Here is a 20,091-nt window from a genome sequence, read left to right as displayed (position 1 = left end):
AACCTTCAATCTGCAATTCCAGCCAGGGTTTTTAGACGACCGCGTGCCGAGGTGCCTTATGTCACAGACTCAGCGTTTACTGCTCATTGCCCCGCCAGCCATGAACCGGACGCCAGCGTTCGACCGCGCCGCGGCGCTGGCTCGGGCGATGCAATTACCCTTGCATATCGTGGCCTTCGATTATCTGCAGGCGCTGGCGGTGGCCGGCCTGTTCGCGCCCGAACAGATCGCCCAGGCCCGGGACGGGTACCTGCAAAACCATCGGCAATGGCTTGACGAGCAAGCTCGCTCGATGAGCGAACAGGGCATCGAGGTCACCAGCGAAGTGGTCTGGGTGCACCGCCCGTTCGAAGAAATCCTGCACTTGGTCAATGAGATGCCCCTGGCCCTGATCGTCAAGGATGCCGAAGAAGAACCGGCCTTGAAGCGCGTGTTCTTCACCCCGCTGGATTGGCAACTGCTACGGGATTGTCCGGTGCCGGTGCACCTGGTGACCAATGCCTTCAACCCGCGGCCACGCAATGTGCTGGCCATCGTCGATGTGCTGCGCAGCGACGAGCAGGACAAGGTGTTCAACGACCAGATTATCGACGCTGCGGCGAAGCTGGCCGGGCAATGTGCCGCCGGACTCGAGCTGGTGCATGTGTATGACTGGGCCGCGGTGTATGCCCAGGACATGGGGGTTGGCGTGCTGCCGTTGAGCGCCGGGATCTACGAAGTGTTGGGCGAGGCGCAATTCGAGGCATTCGCGGCACTGGCCGAACGCCATGGCGTACCGCCGGAGCGCCGCCACTTCATCGAGGGTACGCCGCTGTCGTGCATCTGCGACTTCGCGATTGCCCACCGCACTGACGTCATTGTCCTGGGAACCGTGCAGCACAAGGGATTGAAAAAACTCTTGGGCAGCACCGCCGAGCAACTTTTGCATCGGACACCTTGCAGTGTGCTGGCAATAAAACCGGACAAGAGGCTGTAATCGAGGGTGAGTCGCCCCTGGCGGACCGCTGGCCGGCACGCCAAGGGCGGCGGTTTTACAGATGGAGGCGATGGATGACCTGGCGGCTGTCGTCGGGATCGTGACTGCGTTCGAAACCCAGGGCCTTGGCCAGGTCGCGCATGGGCGCATTACTGGCGGCGTCGATCGAATACATCTGGCGAAAGCCGTTCTGGCGGGCCGCCTTGATCAGGTGCTCCATCAACAAGGTGCCCAGGCCCAGCTGCGTCCATTCGTCGGCGACGGTCACCGCGCATTCGCATTCGTGCTCGCCCGTGGCGGCGTAGCGGCTGATGCCGATCTCGATCAGTTGTCCGTTATCGTGAGCCAGCGCGACGTAGGCCATGCGCTGTTTGCCGTCGGTGTTCATCAGCTGATCGAGCAAGGCGCCACTGGGGTCGCTGATCTGGGCAAGAAAGCGCATGTGCCTGGATTCGGGAGACAGGCGCTTGATAAAGGCGTACTCCCGCTCGCGGTCTTTTTCCGCCAGTGGCCGGATCAGCACATGACGGCCGTCCCTCAGCGCTTCGATCCAGTGTTCTCCGGGGACCGCGGCGTAGACGCCGGCGGCCCGTTCGTTGTGGTCTTTGACAGTGAGCATGATGGGGTTCTCCATACGGCCGCAGGGGCGTGTGCGGCAGGGCGCACACGCGGTTTGTTTGGTTTATTTACCCTGCTGACAGCACGCGGATCTGATCTGGATCAGACACAGGCGACAGGCCTCGTTCATTGATCGGCACCTGATGTAAATCAAACCGCGCATCGGGGGACAAGGCGCACTCTTGGCGCATGCCGGCCTGTTCGACCGGTGCCTGAGCGAGGTGTGTGATGGGGCATTACCAACATTTGCTGCTGATCGCCGATCCAACCCTGCATCAGTCGCCTGCCTCGCTGCGGGCGGTTGCGCTGGCCAAGGCCAGCGGGGCTGCGCTGCATGTACGCGCCTTCGCCGAGCCAGCGCCGGTCGTGCGCTTGTGGGAAGAGAAGATCGACGAGGCGGGTTATCAGCGTTATATGCGGCGCCATCGCCGCTGGGTGGCCGAAGAGACCCAGCGGCTCGGCGACCTGGGGCTGGAGGCGACCGTCGACGTGCTGTTCACCACCCATCCGCTGCTGGACATCCTGAAGACGGTCGAGGAGCTCGGCCCCGACCTGCTGATCAAGGACGCCAGCCTGGAACCGCTGCTCAAGCGGGTGTTCATCACGCCGCTCGATTGTCATTTGCTGCGTGAGTGCCCGGTCCCCGTGCACCTGGTCAATCAGGCCCGCTACGGGTTGCCGCACCGGGTCGTGGCGGCGGTGGATCCATTCGATCCATCGACACAGATCAGCGGCCTGAACGACACCATCATCCAGACGGCCAATGCCCTGGCCCTGCAATGCGATGCGCCACTGCACCTGCTGTATGCCTATGACCTGTCGCCGGCGTTCAATGGCGATGCACCGCTGGTCAGCGGTGGCTGGGGCATGGACGTCGTCGAAGAGCTGCGTGAGTCCCTGCACCAGGCGTTTGTCACCCTGGCGGAGCGCTACGCCATCCCGCCGGAGCGCCGGCACTTCGTCCCGGGCCCGCCGGTGCCGGCGATCGGTGACTTCGTCGAGCAGTACCTGGCCGATGTGGTGGTGATGGGGACTGTGCATCGGCTGGGGATCGACCGCTTGATCGGCAGCAATACCGAGCGGGCGCTGTATTCGGTGCCGGGCAGTATCCTGGCGGTCAGGTGAACGGCTCGGGCGTCACGGGGTGAGCACGATCGCACCGTTGAACTGACCGGCCCGCAGATGCTCCAGTGCCTGGTTGGCATCGTCCAGGGCGAAGCAGGTGACGTCGCAGTGAACCGGGGTGTGCTGCAATTCTGCGAAGAACGCGATGCCGTCTTCGCGGGTCAGGTTGGCCACCGAGCGCACGCTGCGTTCGCCCCAGAGCAGTCGATAAGGGAATGCCGGGATGTCGCTCATGTGGATGCCGGCGCAGACCACGCAGCCGCCCTTGGCCGTGACGGCCAGCGCCAGCGGCACCAGCGGGCCGACGGGGGCGAAGATCAGGCTGGCGTCGAGCGGGTGCGGCGGGGGCTGGTCCGAGGGGCCGGCCCAGCAGGCCCCCAGCGACCGGGCATAGTCCTGGCCCGCGTGGTCATCGGGTCGGGTGAAGGCATACACCTGCTGCCCACGCCCCAGCGCCACCTGGATCGCCAGGTGCGCTGCCGCGCCGAAACCGTAGAGGCCCAGGTGCCGTGCGTTGCCAGCCATGCGCAAGGCGCGAAAACCGATCAGCCCGGCACACAGCAACGGTGCGGCCTGGGTGGCCGAGAGCGCTTCGGGAAGCGGCAGGCAGAAACGGGCGTCGGCGAGGGTGTAGTCGGCGTAGCCGCCGTCCAGGTGACAGCCGGTAAATTGCGCCTGGTCGCACAGGTTTTCCCGGCCCGTGCGGCAGAACTCGCATTCGCCGCAGGTCCAGCCGAGCCAGGGCACGCCCACCCGCTGGCCGATCCAGTCCGGCGCGACGTCGGCGCCCACCGCGGTCACCTGGCCAACGATTTCGTGGCCCGGCACCCGTGGCAGCACGGCCTGGGGCAACTCGCCATCGACCAGGTGCAGGTCGGTGCGGCAGACGCCGCAGGCCAGGACTTTGATCAGCAGTTGCTGGGGACCGGGTGTCGGGACCGGGCGTTCTTCCCGGCGCAGCGGCTCGCCGGGGATATGCAGGACCATGGCGCGCATGATGGTTTTCCACGCTTCCAGGGATCAGCGCGGGGCTGAACGGTGGCAACCTGCGACCAATTGCTTGAGCCCCTCCATGTTCAGGACCTTGACTTCCCGGCCGGAAATTTCCACCAGCCCCTGGTCCCGCAGGTGCGCGATGCCCCGGCAGATGGTTTCCAGCCTCAGCCCCAGGTAGGAGCCGATCTCCTCGCGGCGCATCTTCAGGATGAAGTCCCTGGACGAGTAGCCACGCTGGCTCAGGCGTTGCGACAGGTTCAGCAGGAAGGCCGCCAGGCGTTCGTCGGAGTTCATGTTGCCCAGCATCATCAGCATGTCGTGATCGCGCACGATCTCGCGGCTGAGGATCCGGTTCAGGTTGTGCTGCAGCGACGGCAGCTCCAGGGCGAGTTTTTCCAGGTGGGCAAAATGGATAGGGCAGACTTCGCTGTCTTCGAGGGCCAGCGCGTTACAGGTGTGCATGTCGCTGCTGATGGCGTCCAGGCCAAGCATTTCGCCCGGCATCTGGAAGCCGGTGACCTGCTCGCGCCCATCGAGTGAAAGCACGCTGGTCTTGAACGAGCCGATACGCACGGCATACAGCGAGCGCAATGGATCGCCGGCGCGATAGAGGGCGGCGCCTTTCCTGACCTTGAACCGTTGCACGATCAGGGTGTCCAGGCGCTCGATTTCGTGCCCGGTCAGGCCAAGCGGCAGGCACAGCTCCAGGACGCTGCAGTTGGCACAGGCAGTCTTGAGATGATGGTTCGGGTGCGTCCGGGCGTCCGGCATGCCATAAGACCCCTCTATCGGTTGCTAAAGCATAGTCTCTGAGTCTTGCCAGGGCGGGCCGTCCGGCTGATGGCAAAAAGCAGACGACGAGTGGGGAAAACAAGCGCTCCCTCATCGAGCACTGGCAGGGCACGCCAGGGGCAGGTGGCCGAGGTCTATCTGCGCGGGGGCGCTTTTCGACGCCTCGCGCGGGGATCTGACATAGATCAGAACCCTGGAGGCGCGCAAGGAGGAGTCTGGGGTAATACTGATGCCGATCCCGCGAAGGCAGCAACGGCTGCCTTCATCAACGGATACCTGACATCGCAGCCCCACCTGTCTGGAGGTCGATCATGAGCCAGTACCAACGGTTGTTGCTGATCATCAACCCGACGCAACGCCATTCCCATGCCATCGCTCACGCCGCAGCCCTGGCCCGGGCCAGCGGTGCGAGCCTGCATATCGCGGCCTTGATGAGGTCGCTGGACACTCTGTGGTTGCTTGAAGAGGGTGACCGCAAACAGGCCCGGGAAAGTTATTTGCAGGACCATCGCGACTGGCTCAAGGCTCAGGTAGAAGACCTGCATGGCCAGGGGCTGGCCGTGACGATGGAGGTGGCATGGGCCGACGACATGCAGCAAGACATCCTCGACCATGTCGTGGAAATGCAGCCCGACCTGTTGATCAAGCAGATAGAGCATGAGCCGCGGCTCAAGCGCGCGTTCTTCACCCCGCTGGACTGGCACTTGCTGCGCCATTGCCCGATACCGGTGTATCTGATTGGCGGCAATGGCGGCGTCTTGCCGCGCAACGTCGTGGCCGCGGTCGAAGTGTCGGATACCAAGTCGGCGGACAACGAACTCAATGACCGGATCATCCATGAGGCTTCCAGCCTCGCCTTGCAGTGCGATGCCGAGCTGCACCTGCTGTACGCCTGCGATATCTCCGCGGCCTTTCTGGAGAATATCGGCGGCGCCGGACTGACCCTGGCGGACCTTACCCGGGAGCTGCGCAAGGATCTGGAAAAATCCTTCCTTGAATTGGCCGAGCGCTTTGGCGTGCCGGCTGACTGTCGACACTTCATCAGGGGGCAACCCGTCTCGGTGTTGAGCGAGTTTGCCCACGCCCAGGAGGTGGATGTGATCGTGATGGGCAGGAACCAGTCGCGCGGGCTGGCCAAGCTAGTGGGCAGCACGATCGAACATATCCTGTACCAGGCGCCTTGCAGCGTTCTGGCGGTCTAGGGGAGGGCGCCAGGGCAGGCGCTGCAGGGCGCGGTCCTGGCCAAGATCAGACGCCCCGCATCGCCGATGCCCCATCGGCGGTTGTACGAAGGCTCCGGCAGGAAACCGGGCTTGCAGCAGCGCAGGTGAAGCATTACCAGGACGAGGTGTGCGATGTTGAATATTCAACGTTTATTGCTCATTGCCCCTACCGAGATGACCCGCACCCCGGCGTTCGAGCGGGCGCAGGCGCTGGCCAGCGCTACCGGCGCGATGTTGCACATTGTCGCGTTCGATTACGTCAACGCGCTGGCGGTGGCCGGCCTGTTCGACCACGACGCCATGAGCCAGGCCCGGGAAGGTTACCTGCAGGTGCACCGTCACTGGCTCGAGCAGCAGGCGCGCTTTCAACGCTGCGAGGGCTTGCGGGTGAGCACTGAAGTGGTCTGGGCCAGGTTGAGCCCGGCCCACGTGCTTGAGTACGTGAGCGACTTCCACCCGGACCTGGTGATCAAGGATATGCAGCCTGTGCCGGCACTCGACCGGGTGTTCCATCGGCCTCTGGACTGGCTGCTGCTGCGTGACTGTCCCGCTCCCTTGCACCTGGTCACCCACGCGGAAAACCCCAGGCCGTTGAAGATCCTCGCCGCCATCGACCTGTCCCACCTGGAGGCCCTGACCCAGGGGCTCAATGCCCGGATCCTCGACCTGGCCGTGACGCTGGCCACTTCCTGCAGGGCGACCTTGCACCTGCTCAATGTCAGCAACTGGTCGGTGGTAGGCGACGCGTTGACGAGTGTGCCGACCTCGAGCCTGGACGACAGCCTGCGGGATGCGGTCAACGATGCCCAGCAAGAGGCCTTCGATCTGCTCGCCGAGCGTTATGGGGTCGAGCAGAAACACCGACATCAGCTGGCCGGCATTCCCCATCAGGTGATCGGCCATTTCGCCCGCAGGAACGCGTTCGACATGGTCGTGCTGGGCACGGTCTACCGTCACGGCGTCGAGGTTTTCGTCGGCAGTACCGCCGAGAGCCTGCTGCACCATCCTCCCTGCAGCCTGATGCTGGTCAAGCCGCCCGCCGGGGCTGGCTGAAAGCGTCTGTCGTCAGCGATGGCTTCTGCCGGATCGTTTCGCCACCTTCAGATTCCGTTAAGAAACACCACCGATACTCCTCCCGAACTTAACCAGGGAGGCATCCATCCATGCCCGATCACGACTGGCACATCCCTCTGCCTCTGCACTTCGGCCAAGCCGAAGCGCCGCCGATGTGCCTTGCCAGGGCCTTGCCGGGCGAGCCTCAGCGTCCGCTCCTCGAAGCCTTTATCCAGCGCCGTTTCCGCAAGGCCCACGGTGCCGACATCCGTCATTTCATGCCGCAGCTGTTTGGCATGCGCAACAACGCATCGGGTGAACTCTGTGCCGTGGCCGGCGTGCGCCTGGCAAGCCACGAGCAACTGTTCCTGGAGCGCTATCTGGACGATCCGATCGAGCCGCTGATCAGCGCAGCAGCCGATCGCGCCGTGGACCGGGCAGGCATCGTCGAGGTCGGCAACCTGGCCGCCAGCGATACGGGCAGTGCACGGCTGAGCATCATCGCCATGACCTACCTGCTGGCCATGGGGGACCTGGAATGGGTGGCGTTCACCGGCAACATCGGGCTGGTGAACAGCTTTCATCGCCTGGGCCTGAAACCCGTGACCCTCTGTGCCGCCGACCCACAGCGGCTGGGCGATGAGCGACACAGCTGGGGCAGCTATTACGAGAGCAAGCCTTGGGTGCACGTTGGCAACATTCGCGCCGGTTTCATTCATCTACGCAACATCGGGATGTTCGATCGCCTCGGGTTGCCGTCGTCTTTTGCAGAGGTCAGCCATGTCGCCTGAAAGGGAGCGCTTCAAGCAGGTTCTGCGTGACCATGCCGAGCACAGGCCCAATGCCATTGCCTTGTGGGGCGATCACCTGAAGCTGGACTACGCCACGCTGTACGCACAAGTGATGCAGCGCCAGCAGCGTTTGCGCGACGAAGGCGCCAAGGTGGTTGCCCTGGCCCTGGACAATGGCGTCGAAGCCATGCTCTGGGACCTGGCCGTGCTGTTCGAAGGCCTGACGTGCGTGCTATTGCCGCCGTTCTTCAGCCCGGCCCAGCGCGCCCATTGCCTGGAACAGAGCCAGGCAGGCTGGGTGATTGCCGAACCGGAACTGGACGCCGAGCTGGAAACGGCCGGCTACGAGCAGGCCGCAACCTTCTGGCGTCGCACCTTCAGTGGCCCGGGCCGGATGTTCGAAGGCACTGCCAAACTGACCTTCACCTCGGGCACCACCGGCACTCCCAAAGGCGTGTGCCTGAGCGCCGAGAGCATTCTGCGGGTGGCTCGCGAGCTGGATCAGGCCAGCAAACCGGCGGATCCGCAGCACCACCTTGCGCTTCTGCCGCTGGCGATCCTGTTGGAAAACCTCGGCTGTTATGCCGCCTTGTATGCCGGCGTGACCCTGAGCCTGCCCAGCCAGAAAACCCTGGGCATCCAGGGTGCCAGTGGCGTTGATGTACCGCGCCTGCTCGGTTGCCTGGCCAGCCGTGCGCCCCAGAGCCTGATCCTGGTGCCGCAGCTGTTGCAGGTGCTGGTCGGCGCCGCCGAACACAAAGCCTTCAATCCCGGCACGCTGCGTTTTGCCGCGGTGGGCGGGGCACGGGTTTCTGCAGCGCTGCTGCAGCGTGCGCAACGCGTCGGCCTGCCGGTCTATGAAGGTTATGGCCTGTCCGAATGCGCATCGGTGGTCTGCCTTAACCGGCCGGAGGCGAACCGCCCCGGCAGTGTCGGCCAGCCGCTGCCCCATGTGCAGGTCCGCCTGGCCGAAGACGGCGAAGTGCTGATCAAGGGGGCGACCTTGCTCGGCTACCTGGGTGAACCGCCGCACACCGATCAATGGTGGCCCAGCGGCGATCTCGGCGAGTTCGACCCCGATGGCTTTCTTTACCTCAAGGGGCGCAAGAAGCATCAGTTCGTCACCAGTTTCGGCCGCAACGTGAACCCGGAATGGGTCGAGGCCGAATTGACCCAGCGCCGCCATATCGCCCAGGCGTTCGTCTATGGCGAAGCCATGCCGCGCAACCATGCGCTGCTCTGGCCCCATCGCCCGGACTGCACCGACGATGAACTGGCCGCCGCCGTGACCGAGGCCAACGAGGCCTTGCCCGATTACGCCCAGGTCCACCACTGGGCCCGGCTGGATCAACCCTTCACCTTTGCCAATGGCCTGCTGACCGCCAATGGCCGGCCGCGTCGCGACGCCATCGTCGAGCGTTACCGGGCGCAACTGACCGAATCCCTACCTTGCGAGGAATCCGCATCATGAGTTTTTTTGACCGCCTGCAAGAAGCTACCCACCAGGAACGTAACGAGCTGTTCAACCTGCCGATCATTCTTGACGCCCTGCAGGGCCAGGTCAGCCTGGACAGCTACCGGGCTTTCCTGGCGCAAGCCTATTACCACGTGCGTCACACCGTGCCCTTGATGATGGCCTGCGGTGCGCGCCTGCCGCTGCGCCTGGAGTGGCTGCGCAAAGCGGTGTGCGAGTACATCGAGGAGGAATACGGCCATGAACAATGGGTGCTCGATGACATCGAGGCCTGCGGCGGCGACAGGGACGAGGTGCGCAACGGTCGTCCCTCCTTGCCAATCGAATTGATGGTCAGCTTTCTCTACGACCTGATTGCCCGGGACAATCCGGTGGGGCTGTTCGGCATGGTCAATGTGCTCGAGGGCACCAGCATTGCCCTGGCCACCCATGCCGCTGGCAGCATTCGCCAGCGCCTGGGCTTGCCGGAAACGGCCTTCAGCTACCTCAGCTCCCATGGCTCGCTGGATGTCGAGCACATGCAGACTTACCGCCGGCTGATGAACACCCTCGACGATCCGGCCGACCAGGCTGCGGTCATTCATGCGTCCAAGGTGGTCTACAGGCTTTACACCGACATGTTCCGCGGCTTGCCCCGCGGCGGGGAGGCGCTGCATGCGCCTGTCTGACGCTCGCGTAGTACTCACCGGGGCCAGCGGCGGCATTGGCCTGGCGATCGCCGGCGCCCTGTGCGCCAGTGGCGCCAAGGTCCTGGCGGTGGCGCGCCGGCGCGACCCCCTGGAGCCTTTGCTCGCCCGTTATCCCGGCCAGTTGTGCTGGGTGGCGGCGGACCTGACCTTCCTCGCCGACCGGCGCAAAGTGCTGACTGCCGCGCAGGCCATGGGCGGCATCAACCTGCTGATCAATGCCGCCGGGGTCAATCACTTCGCCATGCTCGAACAGCTCGATGACAGCGACATCAATGCGATGCTGGCGGTGAACATCGGCGCGCCGGTCTGCCTGACCAAGACCTTGCTGCCACTGCTCAAGCAAGCCGAGAGCGCGATGGTGGTGAACGTCGGCTCGACCTACGGTTCCATCGGCTACCCCGGTTATGCCGTTTACTGCGCCACCAAGTTTGCCTTGCGCGGGTTTTCCGAAGCCCTGCGCCGGGAGCTGGCAGACACCCGGGTCGGTGTTCTGTATGTCGCGCCACGTGCTACCCACACCAGCATGAACAGCCCGGCGGCCCAGGCCTTGAATGACGCCCTCAAGTCCAATGTCGACGATCCGCAGACCGTCGCCTCGGCGGTGATCCACGCCATCGCCGGTGACCGCCGTGACCTGTACCTGGGCTGGCCGGAGCGCTTTTTCATGCGCCTCAACAGCCTGCTGCCCAATCTGGTGGACCGCGGCCTGCGCAAGCAGCTGCCGTTGATCCGTCGCCTGAGCCAGAAACCTGATAACGAGCATCTCAAACCATGAAAAAACTCATCATTGGTCTGCTGCTGGGGGCCTTGGGCCAGAGCGTCTGGGCGCTGGAGCCCGCCGACCAGCAACGCCTGAACGGTATCCAGCAACGCTGGGCACAGATTCAATACGAACTCCCGGAAGAGCAGCGCAGCGCCGCGTTCGAACAACTGGCCAGCCAAGCCTCCGCGTTCAGCCAGGAGCGTCAATCGCTGGCCGAAGCCTGGATCTGGTCCGGCATCGTCACCAGCAGCTGGGCCGGCGCCCAGGGCGGTCTCGGCGCGCTGAGCAAGGCCAAGGCGGCGAAGGGCTACCTGGAAAAAGCCATGACCCTGGACCCCCAGGCCCTGCAAGGCTCGGCCTACACGAGCCTGGCCGCACTGTACGACCGGGTGCCGGGCTGGCCCATCGGCTTCGGTGACGCGGAAAAAGCCGAACAGTTACTCAAGCAGGCCTTGCAGGTGAACCCGAACGGCATCGACAGTCTGTACTTCTGGGGCGATCATCTCTACCGTCAAAAACGCTACGGCGAAGCCCGGGACGCGCTGCAAAAGGCCCTGCGGGCAGCCCCGAGGCCCGGCCGGGAAACCGCCGACGCCGGGCGCCGCAAGGAAATCGAGGCACTGCTGGTGGACGTGAACAAGAAACTCAACTGACAGGAGTCCGTGTGCGCTTACTACTGATTGAGGATGACGTGGCCCTCGGCGAGGGGATCCAGCATGCCCTGGAACGCGAGGGCTACACCGTCGACTGGCTGCAGGATGGGAGCAGCGCCTTGCATTCGCTGCTCAGCGAAACCTTTGACCTGGCCGTGCTCGACCTCGGCCTGCCGCGCATGGACGGCCTGGATGTGCTGCGGCGCTTGCGTGACAGTGGCTGCAACCTCCCGGTGCTGATCCTCACCGCCCGGGATGCCACGGAAGACCGTATCGCCGGGCTCGACGCCGGGGCCGACGATTACCTGATCAAGCCCTTCGACCTGGCTGAACTCAAGGCGCGCCTGCGCGCCTTGCTGCGGCGCAGCGCCGGCCGTGCCCAGATGCTGATCGAGCATGCAGGCATCAGCCTGAACCCCGGGACCCAGCAAGTCAGCTATCTGGGCGAGCCGGTGGCCCTGACCCCCAAGGAATACCAACTGCTCCACGAACTGTTGTCGCCGCCTGGCCGCGTGATCACCCGCGACCACCTGATGCAGTTGCTCTACGGCTGGAGCGAGGAGGCGGAAAGCAACACCCTGGAAGTGCATATCCACCACCTGCGCAAGAAGTTCTCCAGCCATCTGATCCGGACCGTCCGGGGCGTCGGTTACCTGGTGGAAGGGCGCCCATGACCTCCATCAGGCGTCGTACCCTGAGGTTGATCCTCGGGCTGTTGTTCCTTGGCCTGCTGATCATGACCGTGCTCAATCTGCACGACAGCAATCATGAAATAGACGAGGTCTACGACGCCCAGCTGGCGCAGAACGCTCGCCTGCTGCAAGGGATCATGCGCATGCCGATGGCCAGCAAGGAGCACGCCGAGCTGTATCAGGCGTTCAACCAGGCGCTGGGCCAGGCAGCCCCCAAAGTCGATGGCCACCCCTATGAAAGCAAGATCGCGTTCCAGGTCTGGAACGCCCAGGGCGAGCTGTTGGTCCACACCTTGAGCGCGCCGGCCTTTGCCGCGGCGTCGGCCGCGCCCGGCTTCAGTGACGTGACCGATCCAAGTAGCCATAAATGGCGGGCATTCACCCTGGATGACACGCAATACGGCCTGAAGATATGGGTCGGTGAGCGGGACGATGTGCGTGCCGACCTGGTGGATCGGATTGTTCGTCACACCGTTGTCCCTAATCTGCTTGGCGCCCTGATGCTCGCCGCGGTGATCTGGCTGGCAATCGGCTGGGGCTTGAAACCGCTGGAGGATATGGCGGCGACGCTGCGCGCGAGGCATCCCGGCTCTCTCGAACCGTTGCAGTTGATGCCACTGCCCACCGAGCTTGAGCCCATGCAGGCGGCCCTCAACCGGGTGCTGGCACAGATCCAGGAAGTCATGGGCCGTGAACGGCGCTTTATCGCTGACGCCGCCCATGAAATGCGCACGCCATTGGCGGTGCTCAGGGTGCATGCGCAGAACCTGATGGAGGAGGGGAGCGAGGAGGATCGCCGTGAATCGCTCGAGCATTTGATTGCCGGCGTGGACCGCACCACTCGGCTGGTCAATCAGTTGCTGACGATGGCTCGTATCGAGCCGCAAACGGATACTCCGGCGGCCCCCAGCATCGATCTGGCGGCGACGGTTCGCGACAGCCTGGTCCAGCTGACGCCCTGGTTGTTGGACCAGGGGCTCGAACTGGCTTTCGATGTCGACGAAGACATCGGCCGGGTCAGGGTCAACGCGGCCGCCATCGATATCGCCCTGAACAACCTGGTGACCAACGCGGCAAACTTTTCGCCGCCCCACGGGCTGATCAGGGTGCGACTGGCGAAGCAACAGGATCACTACGAACTGTCCGTCGAAGACCAGGGGCCGGGAATCGATGAGGCTGAACGCGAGCGGCTCTTCGAACGTTTCTATAGCCGCGGAAACGCTCAGGGAGCAGGGTTGGGGCTGACTATCGTGCAGGCCATCGCAGCGCGCCTGGGCGGGCAGATCAGGCTGGAGAATAGCCACGCTGGCGGGCTGCGGGCGACGTTGGAGATTCGTCGCTTTTAATGCAGCCAGGGCCCACGACGCCAACCGAAGCTCGATGAGCTTCGTTGCATTGCGCAGGTACGACGAATCCGTCATGCAGGGCGGTCGGGATACTTCCTGTTGCCATCGGGTAGGCCCGTATGTTCCTGGTCATTGCCAGCGTCGCCGGGGTGATGGCCACAGCCACTGTCATGTTCAGCCCTGTCCGCGTGTCCATGCCTGCCATGCCCATGCCCATGCCCACGATGCATGAAGACATGCATCAGGGGGCAGGCCAGGAGCAGCAGGAATGGCAGATACGGCACGACATGGGCCCTGTGCTCGGTGAACAGGAAATAACCGACGATGGCAAGGAAGCCTAAAAAGTACCCGTTGATACCTTTTGCGCGATGCTGGGGCACGTTATGTTGATTCATGACAGCACTCCTGAGGGAGCTGGAGGGATGGTTCTGACGCAAGACCTCTGGTTTTGCTGTGTCGCGTCGGCCATTTGGGGTGTTGAGCCGGATCGGATGTCAAGGCAGCTTCTTCCTTTTCAGTTGCCGATGCGCCTCGGCCATATCCTTGTCAAACTGGCGGACGCCGCGAAAAAGTTGCACCCCGACCAAGACCGGGCACAGCAGGAATAACCCCGCCAGGACAAACGATTGGCCCGTCAGCCCCAACAGGTAAACCACTGTTGCAATACCCACAACACTCACCAGGAGGCAGATTGCAAGAACTTCGCGCTTCATGATCCGGGCTCCTGGCTCAAGCCAATACGGGCACGTTTGAGCAGCGCGGAGTTGGCAATCACCGACAACGAGCTGAGTGCCATGGCGGCGGCAGCGATGATGGGATTGAGCAGGCCAAAGGCTGCGATGGGAATGCCGACGCTGTTGTAGATGAACGCCCAGAACAGGTTCTGTTTAATCTTGACCATGGTCGCGCGCGACAGCTTGATCGCCGTGACCACGTCACGCACATCGTTCTTGAGCAAGATGATGCCGCCGGTTTCCTTGGCGACATCCGAACCCGAGCCGATGGCGATGCCGATGTCGGCGGTGGCCAGGGCCGGCGCATCGTTGACACCATCGCCAACCATGGCCACGACCTGCCCATCGCTTTGCAATTGACGGATCACGGCGGCCTTGTCATCCGGCAAGACCTCGGCGATCACCCGCTCGATGCCGACCTGGCGCGCGACCGCTTCGGCGGTACGGTGGTTATCGCCACTCAGTAGCACGACCTTGATGCCGCTTGCCTGCAATGCCGCAACGGCTTCAGCCGCTTCGGGCTTGATGGTATCGGCCACGGCAATCACCCCGAGCAGGCGTTCATCGGCACCGACCAGCATGGAGGTCTTGCCATCGGCTTCCAGGCGGATGAGGTGCTCTTCGGCCGCTTCGGTCGAAATGCCTTGGCGGGCGCACAATCGCCGGTTGCCCAGCCAGATGTGTTGATTGTCGACACGGCCTTCGATGCCGTGGCCGGCGATCCCCTGGATGCCGGTGGCTTGCGGCAAGCGGATGCCACGATGCCGGGCGGCGCGCACTATCGCTGCGCCGAGTGGATGTTCCGAACCGGACTCCACGGCGGCGGCGAGCATCAAGACCTCGTTTTCCTGTGCGGTCCCCAGCGTGATGACTTCGGTTACATTCGGTTCGCCTCGGGTAATGGTGCCGGTTTTGTCGAACACCACCGTCCGCAGTTTTTCTGCCCGCTCCAAGACTTCGCCGCCGCGGATAAGGATGCCGTTATCGGCCCCCTTGCCCACACCGACCATTAATGCGGCCGGCGTCGCCACGCCCAGCGCGCAGGGGCAGGAAATGATCAGAACCGCGATAAAGGCCAATAATCCCTGGGCAAAGTTTCCCGCAAGGGACCAGCCGATCAGGGCCAGCATCGCGACTGCCAGCACTGCCGGCACGAAGTAGGCGGTGACCTGATCGGCCAGCCGCTGGATCTGTGCCGTGCTGGCCTGCGCCTCCTCGACCATCTTGATAATCTGCGCCAGCGCGGTGTCGGCACCGATCCTGCTCGCCTTGAAACGCAATACCCCGCTGCCATTGAGCGTGCCTCCGATCAGCGGACTGCCCGGGTGCTTGTCGACGGGCATCGACTCGCCGGTCAGCATGGACTCATCCACCGTGGACTGGCCTTCACTCACGTCGCCATCGGTAGGGATTTTTTCGCCTGGCTTGACTATCAGCAACTCGCCGGCCATGACGCTCTCGGCAGGCAGGTCGACTTCTTGCCCGTCACGCATCACATGGGCGATCGCCGGTTTGAGATCGAGCAAGCGCCGTACCGCGGCAGAGGACTTCTTCTTGATGATCTCCTCCATGTACCTGCCCAGCAGCACGAAGGCGATGATGACCGCCGACACCTCGAAATAGACGTCGCGCTCGGCCACCTTGACTGGCAGCACGTCCGGGAAGAACAACACCACGACGCTGTAGAAATAGGCGACTGAGGTGCCGAGGGCGATCAGAAAATCCATGTTGATGTTACGGGTGCGAACGGCGTTCCACGCCCCCTTGTAGAAACTCCAGCCACCGATGAACTGCACCGGTGTGACCAGCAGGAATAGCCAGATGCCCCATGTGAACCAGGGGAGCGCCGGGATCGGCACCCACGTCAGCAGCGTGGCGCCCGCCGCCAGTGCAATGAAGGCGCCTGCACGCAGCAGCGCCAAGGCCAGAACCCCGGTCAGGGCGATAGTGACCCGGGTTTTCATCGCCTTCAGTTCACGTTCTGGCGACTCGAAGGTGCGCAGGCAGGTATCGCTGCAAAAGTAATAGCGGCGCCCGCCACGTTCTCGTGACAAGGCTGTGGTCTTGTCCACCATCATTCCGCAGATCGGATCCTTCGCCATGGTTTCTGACGCGAGCGCCTGCCGATGGTGGCTGTGCTGCATGTGCGACGGGTTCATCGCGGCCTCCTGCTCGAAGCGGTTATCAGGGCCGGCCATGGAGCTTGTTGGACAGCCACGCGAACACGGTGCCGACGATTGCGCCCCACGCACTCAAGACCAGCAGCGGCCCGACGAACGTCGTCACGCTGTAGTCCCGTGGCGCCTGGAGGCGAGCAAAGTCGAGGCCATGGAACAAGGCACTGAGAAAAGCGACACCCTGCGCCGGCCACAGCGCATAGAGCAGCGCACAAAGGGTGTAGGAAATGGCCATGGTCAGGGCCAGAGAAATGCCGGTTTTCCAGGGAGCGTTCATGACTGTTCTCCTGGGCCCGGAGGGGCACCAGTAGGGGGGCTGTGAGGGGTTGTCCAGGGCAGGAATGCCGGCGTCTGTTGCGAGTAAGTGCGGTAGGTATCGCCGAAATGCGCAAGCATCTCCTGTTCTTCCCGCTTCGCCAGCCTGGCGTAGACCACCAGGAGGATTGGAAACATCACCAGGGTGATCAAGGTAGGCCACTGCAACAGAAAGCCGAACATAATCAGCACGAAGCCGACGTACTGCGGGTGACGGATCCGCGCATAGGGCCCGTCGAGGGCCAGTTGCCCGGTACTTTGGGCCGTGTAGAGCACACGCCAGGCGGCCGCCAATAACCAGAAGCCGCCGGCGATCAGCAAGTTGCTGAGAATGTGGAATGGCCCCCAGTGCGGATTGACCTTCCAGCCCATGACCATTTCCAGCAAATGCCCGGCATCGTGCGAAAGGAAGTCGATGCCAGGGAAGTTGCGCGTGAGCCAGGGCATCAGCAGGTAGATCGTCAGCGGAAACCCGTACATTTCGCTAAACAGCGCCACCAGGAACGCCGAGAACATGCCAAAGGAGCGCCAATCGCGGTTCGTCCTGGGCCGGGTGAAGCTGAAGGCGAACAAGATGAACACTAATGAATTGATAATGACCAGCGACCAGAGGCCGTAGGCCGGTTCAGCATGATTCATGGTTGGCGCTCCTCACTTGCCAGGTGTGTTTGCCGTTCATGCCTTTACTGATGATCGCCGTGGCGTGGGGCATGAACAGCTGCACAAGTGGGCAGTCAGTGTCGGCTCGGCCAGTGACTTCGCCTTGCCGGATTCTTGGCGACACACATCAGGTTCATTTCTTCATTGGCATATCCATCATCGACGACTGTTGCTCCATCATCTGCATCATCATGTCCATCATGCCTTTGCCTGCGCCGTCCTTGGCTCCGGACATCCCCATGCACCCCATGGAGCTCTGCTCCTTGCTCATCATGGCCATGCCGTTCTTCAGCGCTTTCATGCCTTCCTGCAGGGCGGCCTGGCGCTCGGCAGGCGTTTTAGCCGCCGCGGCCTTGTCATGGGCAGCCTGCATTTTCTCCATCTGCTCGGTCATGGCGTCAGTCATGGCCGTTGGCGCCGGTGCCGTGCTCTGGATTGCTCCGCCTGGAGCATCGGCCGGGTGATGCGCGTCCTCGGCAGAGGCCATGAGTGCTCCGCCAGCCAAGACGGCAGCCAGGACGAATGTTGAATGTTTATGCATGATGAACTCCTGAGTTCGTGGGGGAATAAGCAGGAATGACAGAGGCACGAAAAGCGGCGCAGCAGAACGGAGCGACCCGTGCTCTGCCAGTTTGAAAACAGGGGGGCTAATCGTTGAAGCGGACGAAAGCCAGGCGGGCCGGTTCTTTCGGCGGGGCAGGGCGCTTCAGTGCAAGGGCGGCAAAGGAGAAATCCTTCACGGGATCGAGCACCAGTATGACTGCCGCAGTTAACAGCAAGAGGGCGGCCCACTGGAGGGCGTCCAATGCTGGATGCTGCAATGCAGGTTTTATCGCCGTGACAGTGTCCTCACAGCTTTGCAGGCAACCACTGGCGTGGAGGGCATGATCATCCGCCACCTGCTGCTCGGCATAATGTGGCGCGGCTATCTCGTGATTCGGTTGCACCAGGCAACCCTGGATGGCCATCACGCCCATGGCTAACACCCACACCACGAGGGTGAGGTGCAACAGGCGTTGGCGATGACGGCGGAACCAGGACATGAAGTACAACCTCGACTGATGGTGTCGTATTGATTTCAGTCTAGCCAGCAAGGCAATGGAGAGTTTGATCAAAATCAAACTTCAGTAACAGGGTGTGCGCGATCGACCGAAGAATACCCGCGGTTTCTGAAGCGCGAGATTGCAGCGATCTGTGTTGAAGGCCAGTGCAGGCATATTCAGTTGGCATCGAAGCGCTTCGCCCATTGCTGCTCGCGGGCATGATTCACCAGCAGGTCTACGAAGACACGCGTCTTGGCCGGCAGCAGCTTCTGGCCAGCGAAGTACAGTGAGATAGGCCCCGCGTCGACATGCCAGCCCGGCAGTATCCGTTCAAGGGCGCCACTTTCCAGCGGGCCAAGCACATCGGGAATCGCCAGCAGCGCGACCCCCAATCCCATGAGAGCGCTCTGGCAAAGTGCTTGAGGGTCGTTGACCAACAACCGTGGGCGCAATTCCAGTGCCGCCCGCTGCTCCTTGGGGCCTTGAAGTGTCCAACTGCGGACCTTGCCGCTTTGTAGCGAGCGCATGGCCAGATGCTCGAGGTCATTCAACTGCTCAGGACGACGTACAAGAGGGTGCCTGGACAGGTAGTCCGGCGCGGCTACGAGAACCAGATGCGCCGGCGCCAGATCCCTGGCGACCACTCCGGGCGAAAGTTCGATCCCACCTCCGATGGCAACGTCAAATCCATCGGCGATAAGTTCCACCTGGCGATTGTCGAAGTGCCACTCAGGAACCACGGCCGGATATCGCTTCATGAACTGCGGCATCAACGGCAGCAGGTAGTCACGGCCAAAAGCGGGTGCCGCGGAAATACGCAGCACTCCAGCCGGTTCTCCGGCGTGACGGGTCACATCGGCAATCGCAGCCTGGACAGTCTCCAGCCCACCCTCGAGATTGCCGAGAAAGCGCTCCCCAGCCTCGGTCAGGGCCAGTCGGCGCGTACTGCGTTGAAACAGCCGTACCCCCAGGTTGGCCTCCAGTTGGGCGACATTCCTGCTCACTGCAGCGGGCGTGATACCCAGGCGCCGTGCGGCGGCAGAGAAACTGCCTGCCTCTGCGCTGCGAACAAAGGATTGCAGATTGGCCAGGGTCTCCATGATCGATACCTTCAAGTAAACGTTGAAAGTGATTCTAGCCACTCCCTACTACTTGATGAAAAAAGAAAAGCGTTTCATAGCCTCACCAACCACCACCTGAGGCTCACGCCATGAACCCTGCAATTCTTCCTCTCTCTGGCAAGATCGCCATCGTCACCGGCGGCTCACGCAGCATTGGGGCGGCCATTGCCAAACGCCTGGCCGCAGACGGCGCCTCTGTCGCCATCACTTACAACGCCTCGCCAGACCGTGCCGCGGCCCTGGTCGAGGAGATCGCCTCCGCCGGCGGTCGAGCTGTCGCGTTGGCTGCCGACGCTGGAAACCCCGAGGCTGTACGCGCAGCCGTGCAGCAAGTCGCCACGTTATTCGGCAAGGTCGATATCCTGGTCAACAACGCCGGTATCAGTGTCCTGGGGGCTCCTGAAGACATTGCTTTCGAAGACTTCCAGCGCATCCTTGCGGTGAATGTCACCGGTGTCTTTGTGGCCACCCAGGAGGCGCTCAAGCATATGGGGCAGGGTGGGCGGATCATTCATATCGGCAGCTCGATGGTGCAGTACGCCGCTTTCGCCACAGCCTGCGCCTACACCCTGACCAAGGGGGCCGTGGCGGGCTTCAGCCGAGGCCTGGTGCGAGACCTGGGACCACGCGGTATTACCGTGAATACCGTTCACCCCGGGCCGACCGATAGCGACATGAACCCCGCCGATGGTCCGGTGGCCGACTTCGTCCGTCCCAATATCGCCGTGGGACGTTACGGAGAAGGCCAGGACATCGCCAGCGCAGTGGCCTATCTGGCCAGCCCCGAGGCCAGTTTCGTCACGGGTGCCGAGTTGCTGATCGATGGCGGCTTTACCGCCTGAGGAGCCCG

23 protein-coding genes are annotated in these 20,091 nt (G+C 63.0%); 12 read left to right on the top strand and 11 right to left on the bottom strand.

Annotated elements, in window-relative coordinates:
* Positions 1-58: 58 nt before the first annotated feature.
* Positions 59-976 carry a universal stress protein gene (locus NRG23_RS03815; RefSeq protein ID WP_257373786.1) on the top strand — a complete coding sequence of 306 codons (918 nt, stop codon included), beginning with the start codon at positions 59-61 and terminating at the stop codon, positions 974-976.
* Between the two features lie 55 nt (positions 977-1,031).
* On the opposite strand, the gene NRG23_RS03810 is transcribed toward NRG23_RS03815, so the two are convergent.
* Positions 1,032-1,595 (bottom strand): GNAT family N-acetyltransferase, encoded by a 564-nt coding sequence (locus tag NRG23_RS03810; RefSeq protein ID WP_009049007.1) that lies wholly within the window; start codon positions 1,593-1,595, stop codon positions 1,032-1,034.
* Positions 1,596-1,822: 227 nt separating this feature from the next.
* Between NRG23_RS03810 and NRG23_RS03805 the strand changes: the two genes are divergently transcribed.
* A complete protein-coding gene (locus tag NRG23_RS03805; RefSeq protein WP_009049008.1) occupies positions 1,823-2,719 on the top strand; it encodes a universal stress protein in 897 nt (298 codons plus the stop codon).
* A 12-nt stretch (positions 2,720-2,731) separates the two neighbouring features.
* Here NRG23_RS03805 and NRG23_RS03800 read toward each other — a convergent pair whose 3' ends face one another.
* Both NRG23_RS03800 and fnr read right to left on the bottom strand, forming a co-directional pair.
* On the bottom strand, positions 2,732-3,715 hold the full coding sequence (locus NRG23_RS03800; protein WP_053269052.1) for a zinc-dependent alcohol dehydrogenase family protein: 984 nt from the start codon (positions 3,713-3,715) through the stop codon (positions 2,732-2,734).
* A gap of 24 nt (positions 3,716-3,739) precedes the next feature.
* The gene (gene fnr / locus NRG23_RS03795; RefSeq protein WP_009049010.1) at positions 3,740-4,486 is read right to left on the bottom strand and encodes a fumarate/nitrate reduction transcriptional regulator Fnr; all 747 of its coding nucleotides are present in this window, start codon (positions 4,484-4,486) and stop codon (positions 3,740-3,742) included.
* A 332-nt stretch (positions 4,487-4,818) separates the two neighbouring features.
* Between fnr and NRG23_RS03790 the strand changes: the two genes are divergently transcribed.
* The 9 genes from NRG23_RS03790 (at position 4,819) to NRG23_RS03750 (ending at position 13,191) form a co-directional block, all read left to right on the top strand.
* Complete coding sequence (locus NRG23_RS03790; protein ID WP_257373785.1) at positions 4,819-5,709, top strand: universal stress protein; 891 nt, start codon at positions 4,819-4,821, stop codon at positions 5,707-5,709.
* Between the two features lie 153 nt (positions 5,710-5,862).
* On the top strand, positions 5,863-6,783 hold the full coding sequence (locus tag NRG23_RS03785; RefSeq protein WP_009049012.1) for a universal stress protein: 921 nt from the start codon (positions 5,863-5,865) through the stop codon (positions 6,781-6,783).
* A 110-nt stretch (positions 6,784-6,893) separates the two neighbouring features.
* Positions 6,894-7,574: a thermostable hemolysin gene (locus NRG23_RS03780; RefSeq protein WP_009049013.1), complete on the top strand. Its 681-nt coding sequence runs from the start codon at positions 6,894-6,896 to the stop codon at positions 7,572-7,574.
* Positions 7,564-9,045 (top strand): AMP-binding protein, encoded by a 1,482-nt coding sequence (locus tag NRG23_RS03775; RefSeq protein WP_257373784.1) that lies wholly within the window; start codon positions 7,564-7,566, stop codon positions 9,043-9,045. Before NRG23_RS03780 ends, NRG23_RS03775 begins: the two co-directional genes overlap by 11 nt.
* A complete protein-coding gene (locus NRG23_RS03770; RefSeq protein ID WP_009049015.1) occupies positions 9,042-9,716 on the top strand; it encodes a TenA family transcriptional regulator in 675 nt (224 codons plus the stop codon). The genes NRG23_RS03775 and NRG23_RS03770 overlap by 4 nt, the downstream gene beginning before the upstream one ends.
* Positions 9,703-10,512, top strand: a complete 810-nt coding sequence (locus NRG23_RS03765; protein ID WP_009049016.1) for an SDR family oxidoreductase — start codon at positions 9,703-9,705, stop codon at positions 10,510-10,512. Before NRG23_RS03770 ends, NRG23_RS03765 begins: the two co-directional genes overlap by 14 nt.
* The gene (locus tag NRG23_RS03760) at positions 10,509-11,153 is read left to right on the top strand and encodes a tetratricopeptide repeat protein (protein ID WP_009049017.1); all 645 of its coding nucleotides are present in this window, start codon (positions 10,509-10,511) and stop codon (positions 11,151-11,153) included. Before NRG23_RS03765 ends, NRG23_RS03760 begins: the two co-directional genes overlap by 4 nt.
* Positions 11,154-11,164: 11 nt before the next feature.
* Positions 11,165-11,827 carry a response regulator gene (locus NRG23_RS03755; RefSeq protein WP_009049018.1) on the top strand — a complete coding sequence of 221 codons (663 nt, stop codon included), beginning with the start codon at positions 11,165-11,167 and terminating at the stop codon, positions 11,825-11,827.
* On the top strand, positions 11,824-13,191 hold the full coding sequence (locus NRG23_RS03750; RefSeq protein WP_009049019.1) for a HAMP domain-containing sensor histidine kinase: 1,368 nt from the start codon (positions 11,824-11,826) through the stop codon (positions 13,189-13,191). The genes NRG23_RS03755 and NRG23_RS03750 overlap by 4 nt, the downstream gene beginning before the upstream one ends.
* Before the next feature lie 71 nt (positions 13,192-13,262).
* Here NRG23_RS03750 and NRG23_RS03745 read toward each other — a convergent pair whose 3' ends face one another.
* The 8 genes from NRG23_RS03745 to NRG23_RS03710 all read right to left on the bottom strand — a co-directional run bounded on the left by NRG23_RS03745 (position 13,263) and on the right by NRG23_RS03710 (position 19,220).
* The gene (locus tag NRG23_RS03745) at positions 13,263-13,586 is read right to left on the bottom strand and encodes a DUF2933 domain-containing protein (RefSeq protein ID WP_257373783.1); all 324 of its coding nucleotides are present in this window, start codon (positions 13,584-13,586) and stop codon (positions 13,263-13,265) included.
* 99 nt (positions 13,587-13,685) lie between these two features.
* On the bottom strand, positions 13,686-13,904 hold the full coding sequence (locus tag NRG23_RS03740; RefSeq protein ID WP_016702986.1) for a hypothetical protein: 219 nt from the start codon (positions 13,902-13,904) through the stop codon (positions 13,686-13,688).
* Positions 13,901-16,084 (bottom strand): heavy metal translocating P-type ATPase, encoded by a 2,184-nt coding sequence (locus tag NRG23_RS03735; RefSeq protein WP_009049020.1) that lies wholly within the window; start codon positions 16,082-16,084, stop codon positions 13,901-13,903. The genes NRG23_RS03740 and NRG23_RS03735 overlap by 4 nt, the downstream gene beginning before the upstream one ends.
* Before the next feature lie 25 nt (positions 16,085-16,109).
* Positions 16,110-16,379, bottom strand: coding sequence for a DUF5676 family membrane protein (locus NRG23_RS03730; protein ID WP_009049021.1), 270 nt, complete (start codon positions 16,377-16,379; stop codon positions 16,110-16,112).
* The gene (locus tag NRG23_RS03725; protein WP_009049022.1) at positions 16,376-17,056 is read right to left on the bottom strand and encodes an isoprenylcysteine carboxylmethyltransferase family protein; all 681 of its coding nucleotides are present in this window, start codon (positions 17,054-17,056) and stop codon (positions 16,376-16,378) included. The genes NRG23_RS03730 and NRG23_RS03725 overlap by 4 nt, the downstream gene beginning before the upstream one ends.
* A gap of 154 nt (positions 17,057-17,210) precedes the next feature.
* Complete coding sequence (locus NRG23_RS03720; protein WP_038632405.1) at positions 17,211-17,618, bottom strand: hypothetical protein; 408 nt, start codon at positions 17,616-17,618, stop codon at positions 17,211-17,213.
* A 106-nt stretch (positions 17,619-17,724) separates the two neighbouring features.
* Positions 17,725-18,120 carry a hypothetical protein gene (locus NRG23_RS03715; protein ID WP_028683978.1) on the bottom strand — a complete coding sequence of 132 codons (396 nt, stop codon included), beginning with the start codon at positions 18,118-18,120 and terminating at the stop codon, positions 17,725-17,727.
* A gap of 176 nt (positions 18,121-18,296) precedes the next feature.
* On the bottom strand, positions 18,297-19,220 hold the full coding sequence (locus NRG23_RS03710) for a LysR family transcriptional regulator (RefSeq protein ID WP_009049025.1): 924 nt from the start codon (positions 19,218-19,220) through the stop codon (positions 18,297-18,299).
* A gap of 110 nt (positions 19,221-19,330) precedes the next feature.
* On the opposite strand from NRG23_RS03710, the gene NRG23_RS03705 reads away from it, so the two are divergent.
* Positions 19,331-20,083, top strand: coding sequence for a 3-oxoacyl-ACP reductase family protein (locus NRG23_RS03705; RefSeq protein ID WP_009049026.1), 753 nt, complete (start codon positions 19,331-19,333; stop codon positions 20,081-20,083).
* Positions 20,084-20,091 lie beyond the last annotated feature (8 nt).

It is taken from the genome of Pseudomonas sp. T8 (assembly GCF_024610635.1).
GTDB lineage: Bacteria > Pseudomonadota > Gammaproteobacteria > Pseudomonadales > Pseudomonadaceae > Aquipseudomonas > Aquipseudomonas chlororaphis_I.
This window is presented reverse-complemented; position numbering and strand designations above follow the sequence as displayed.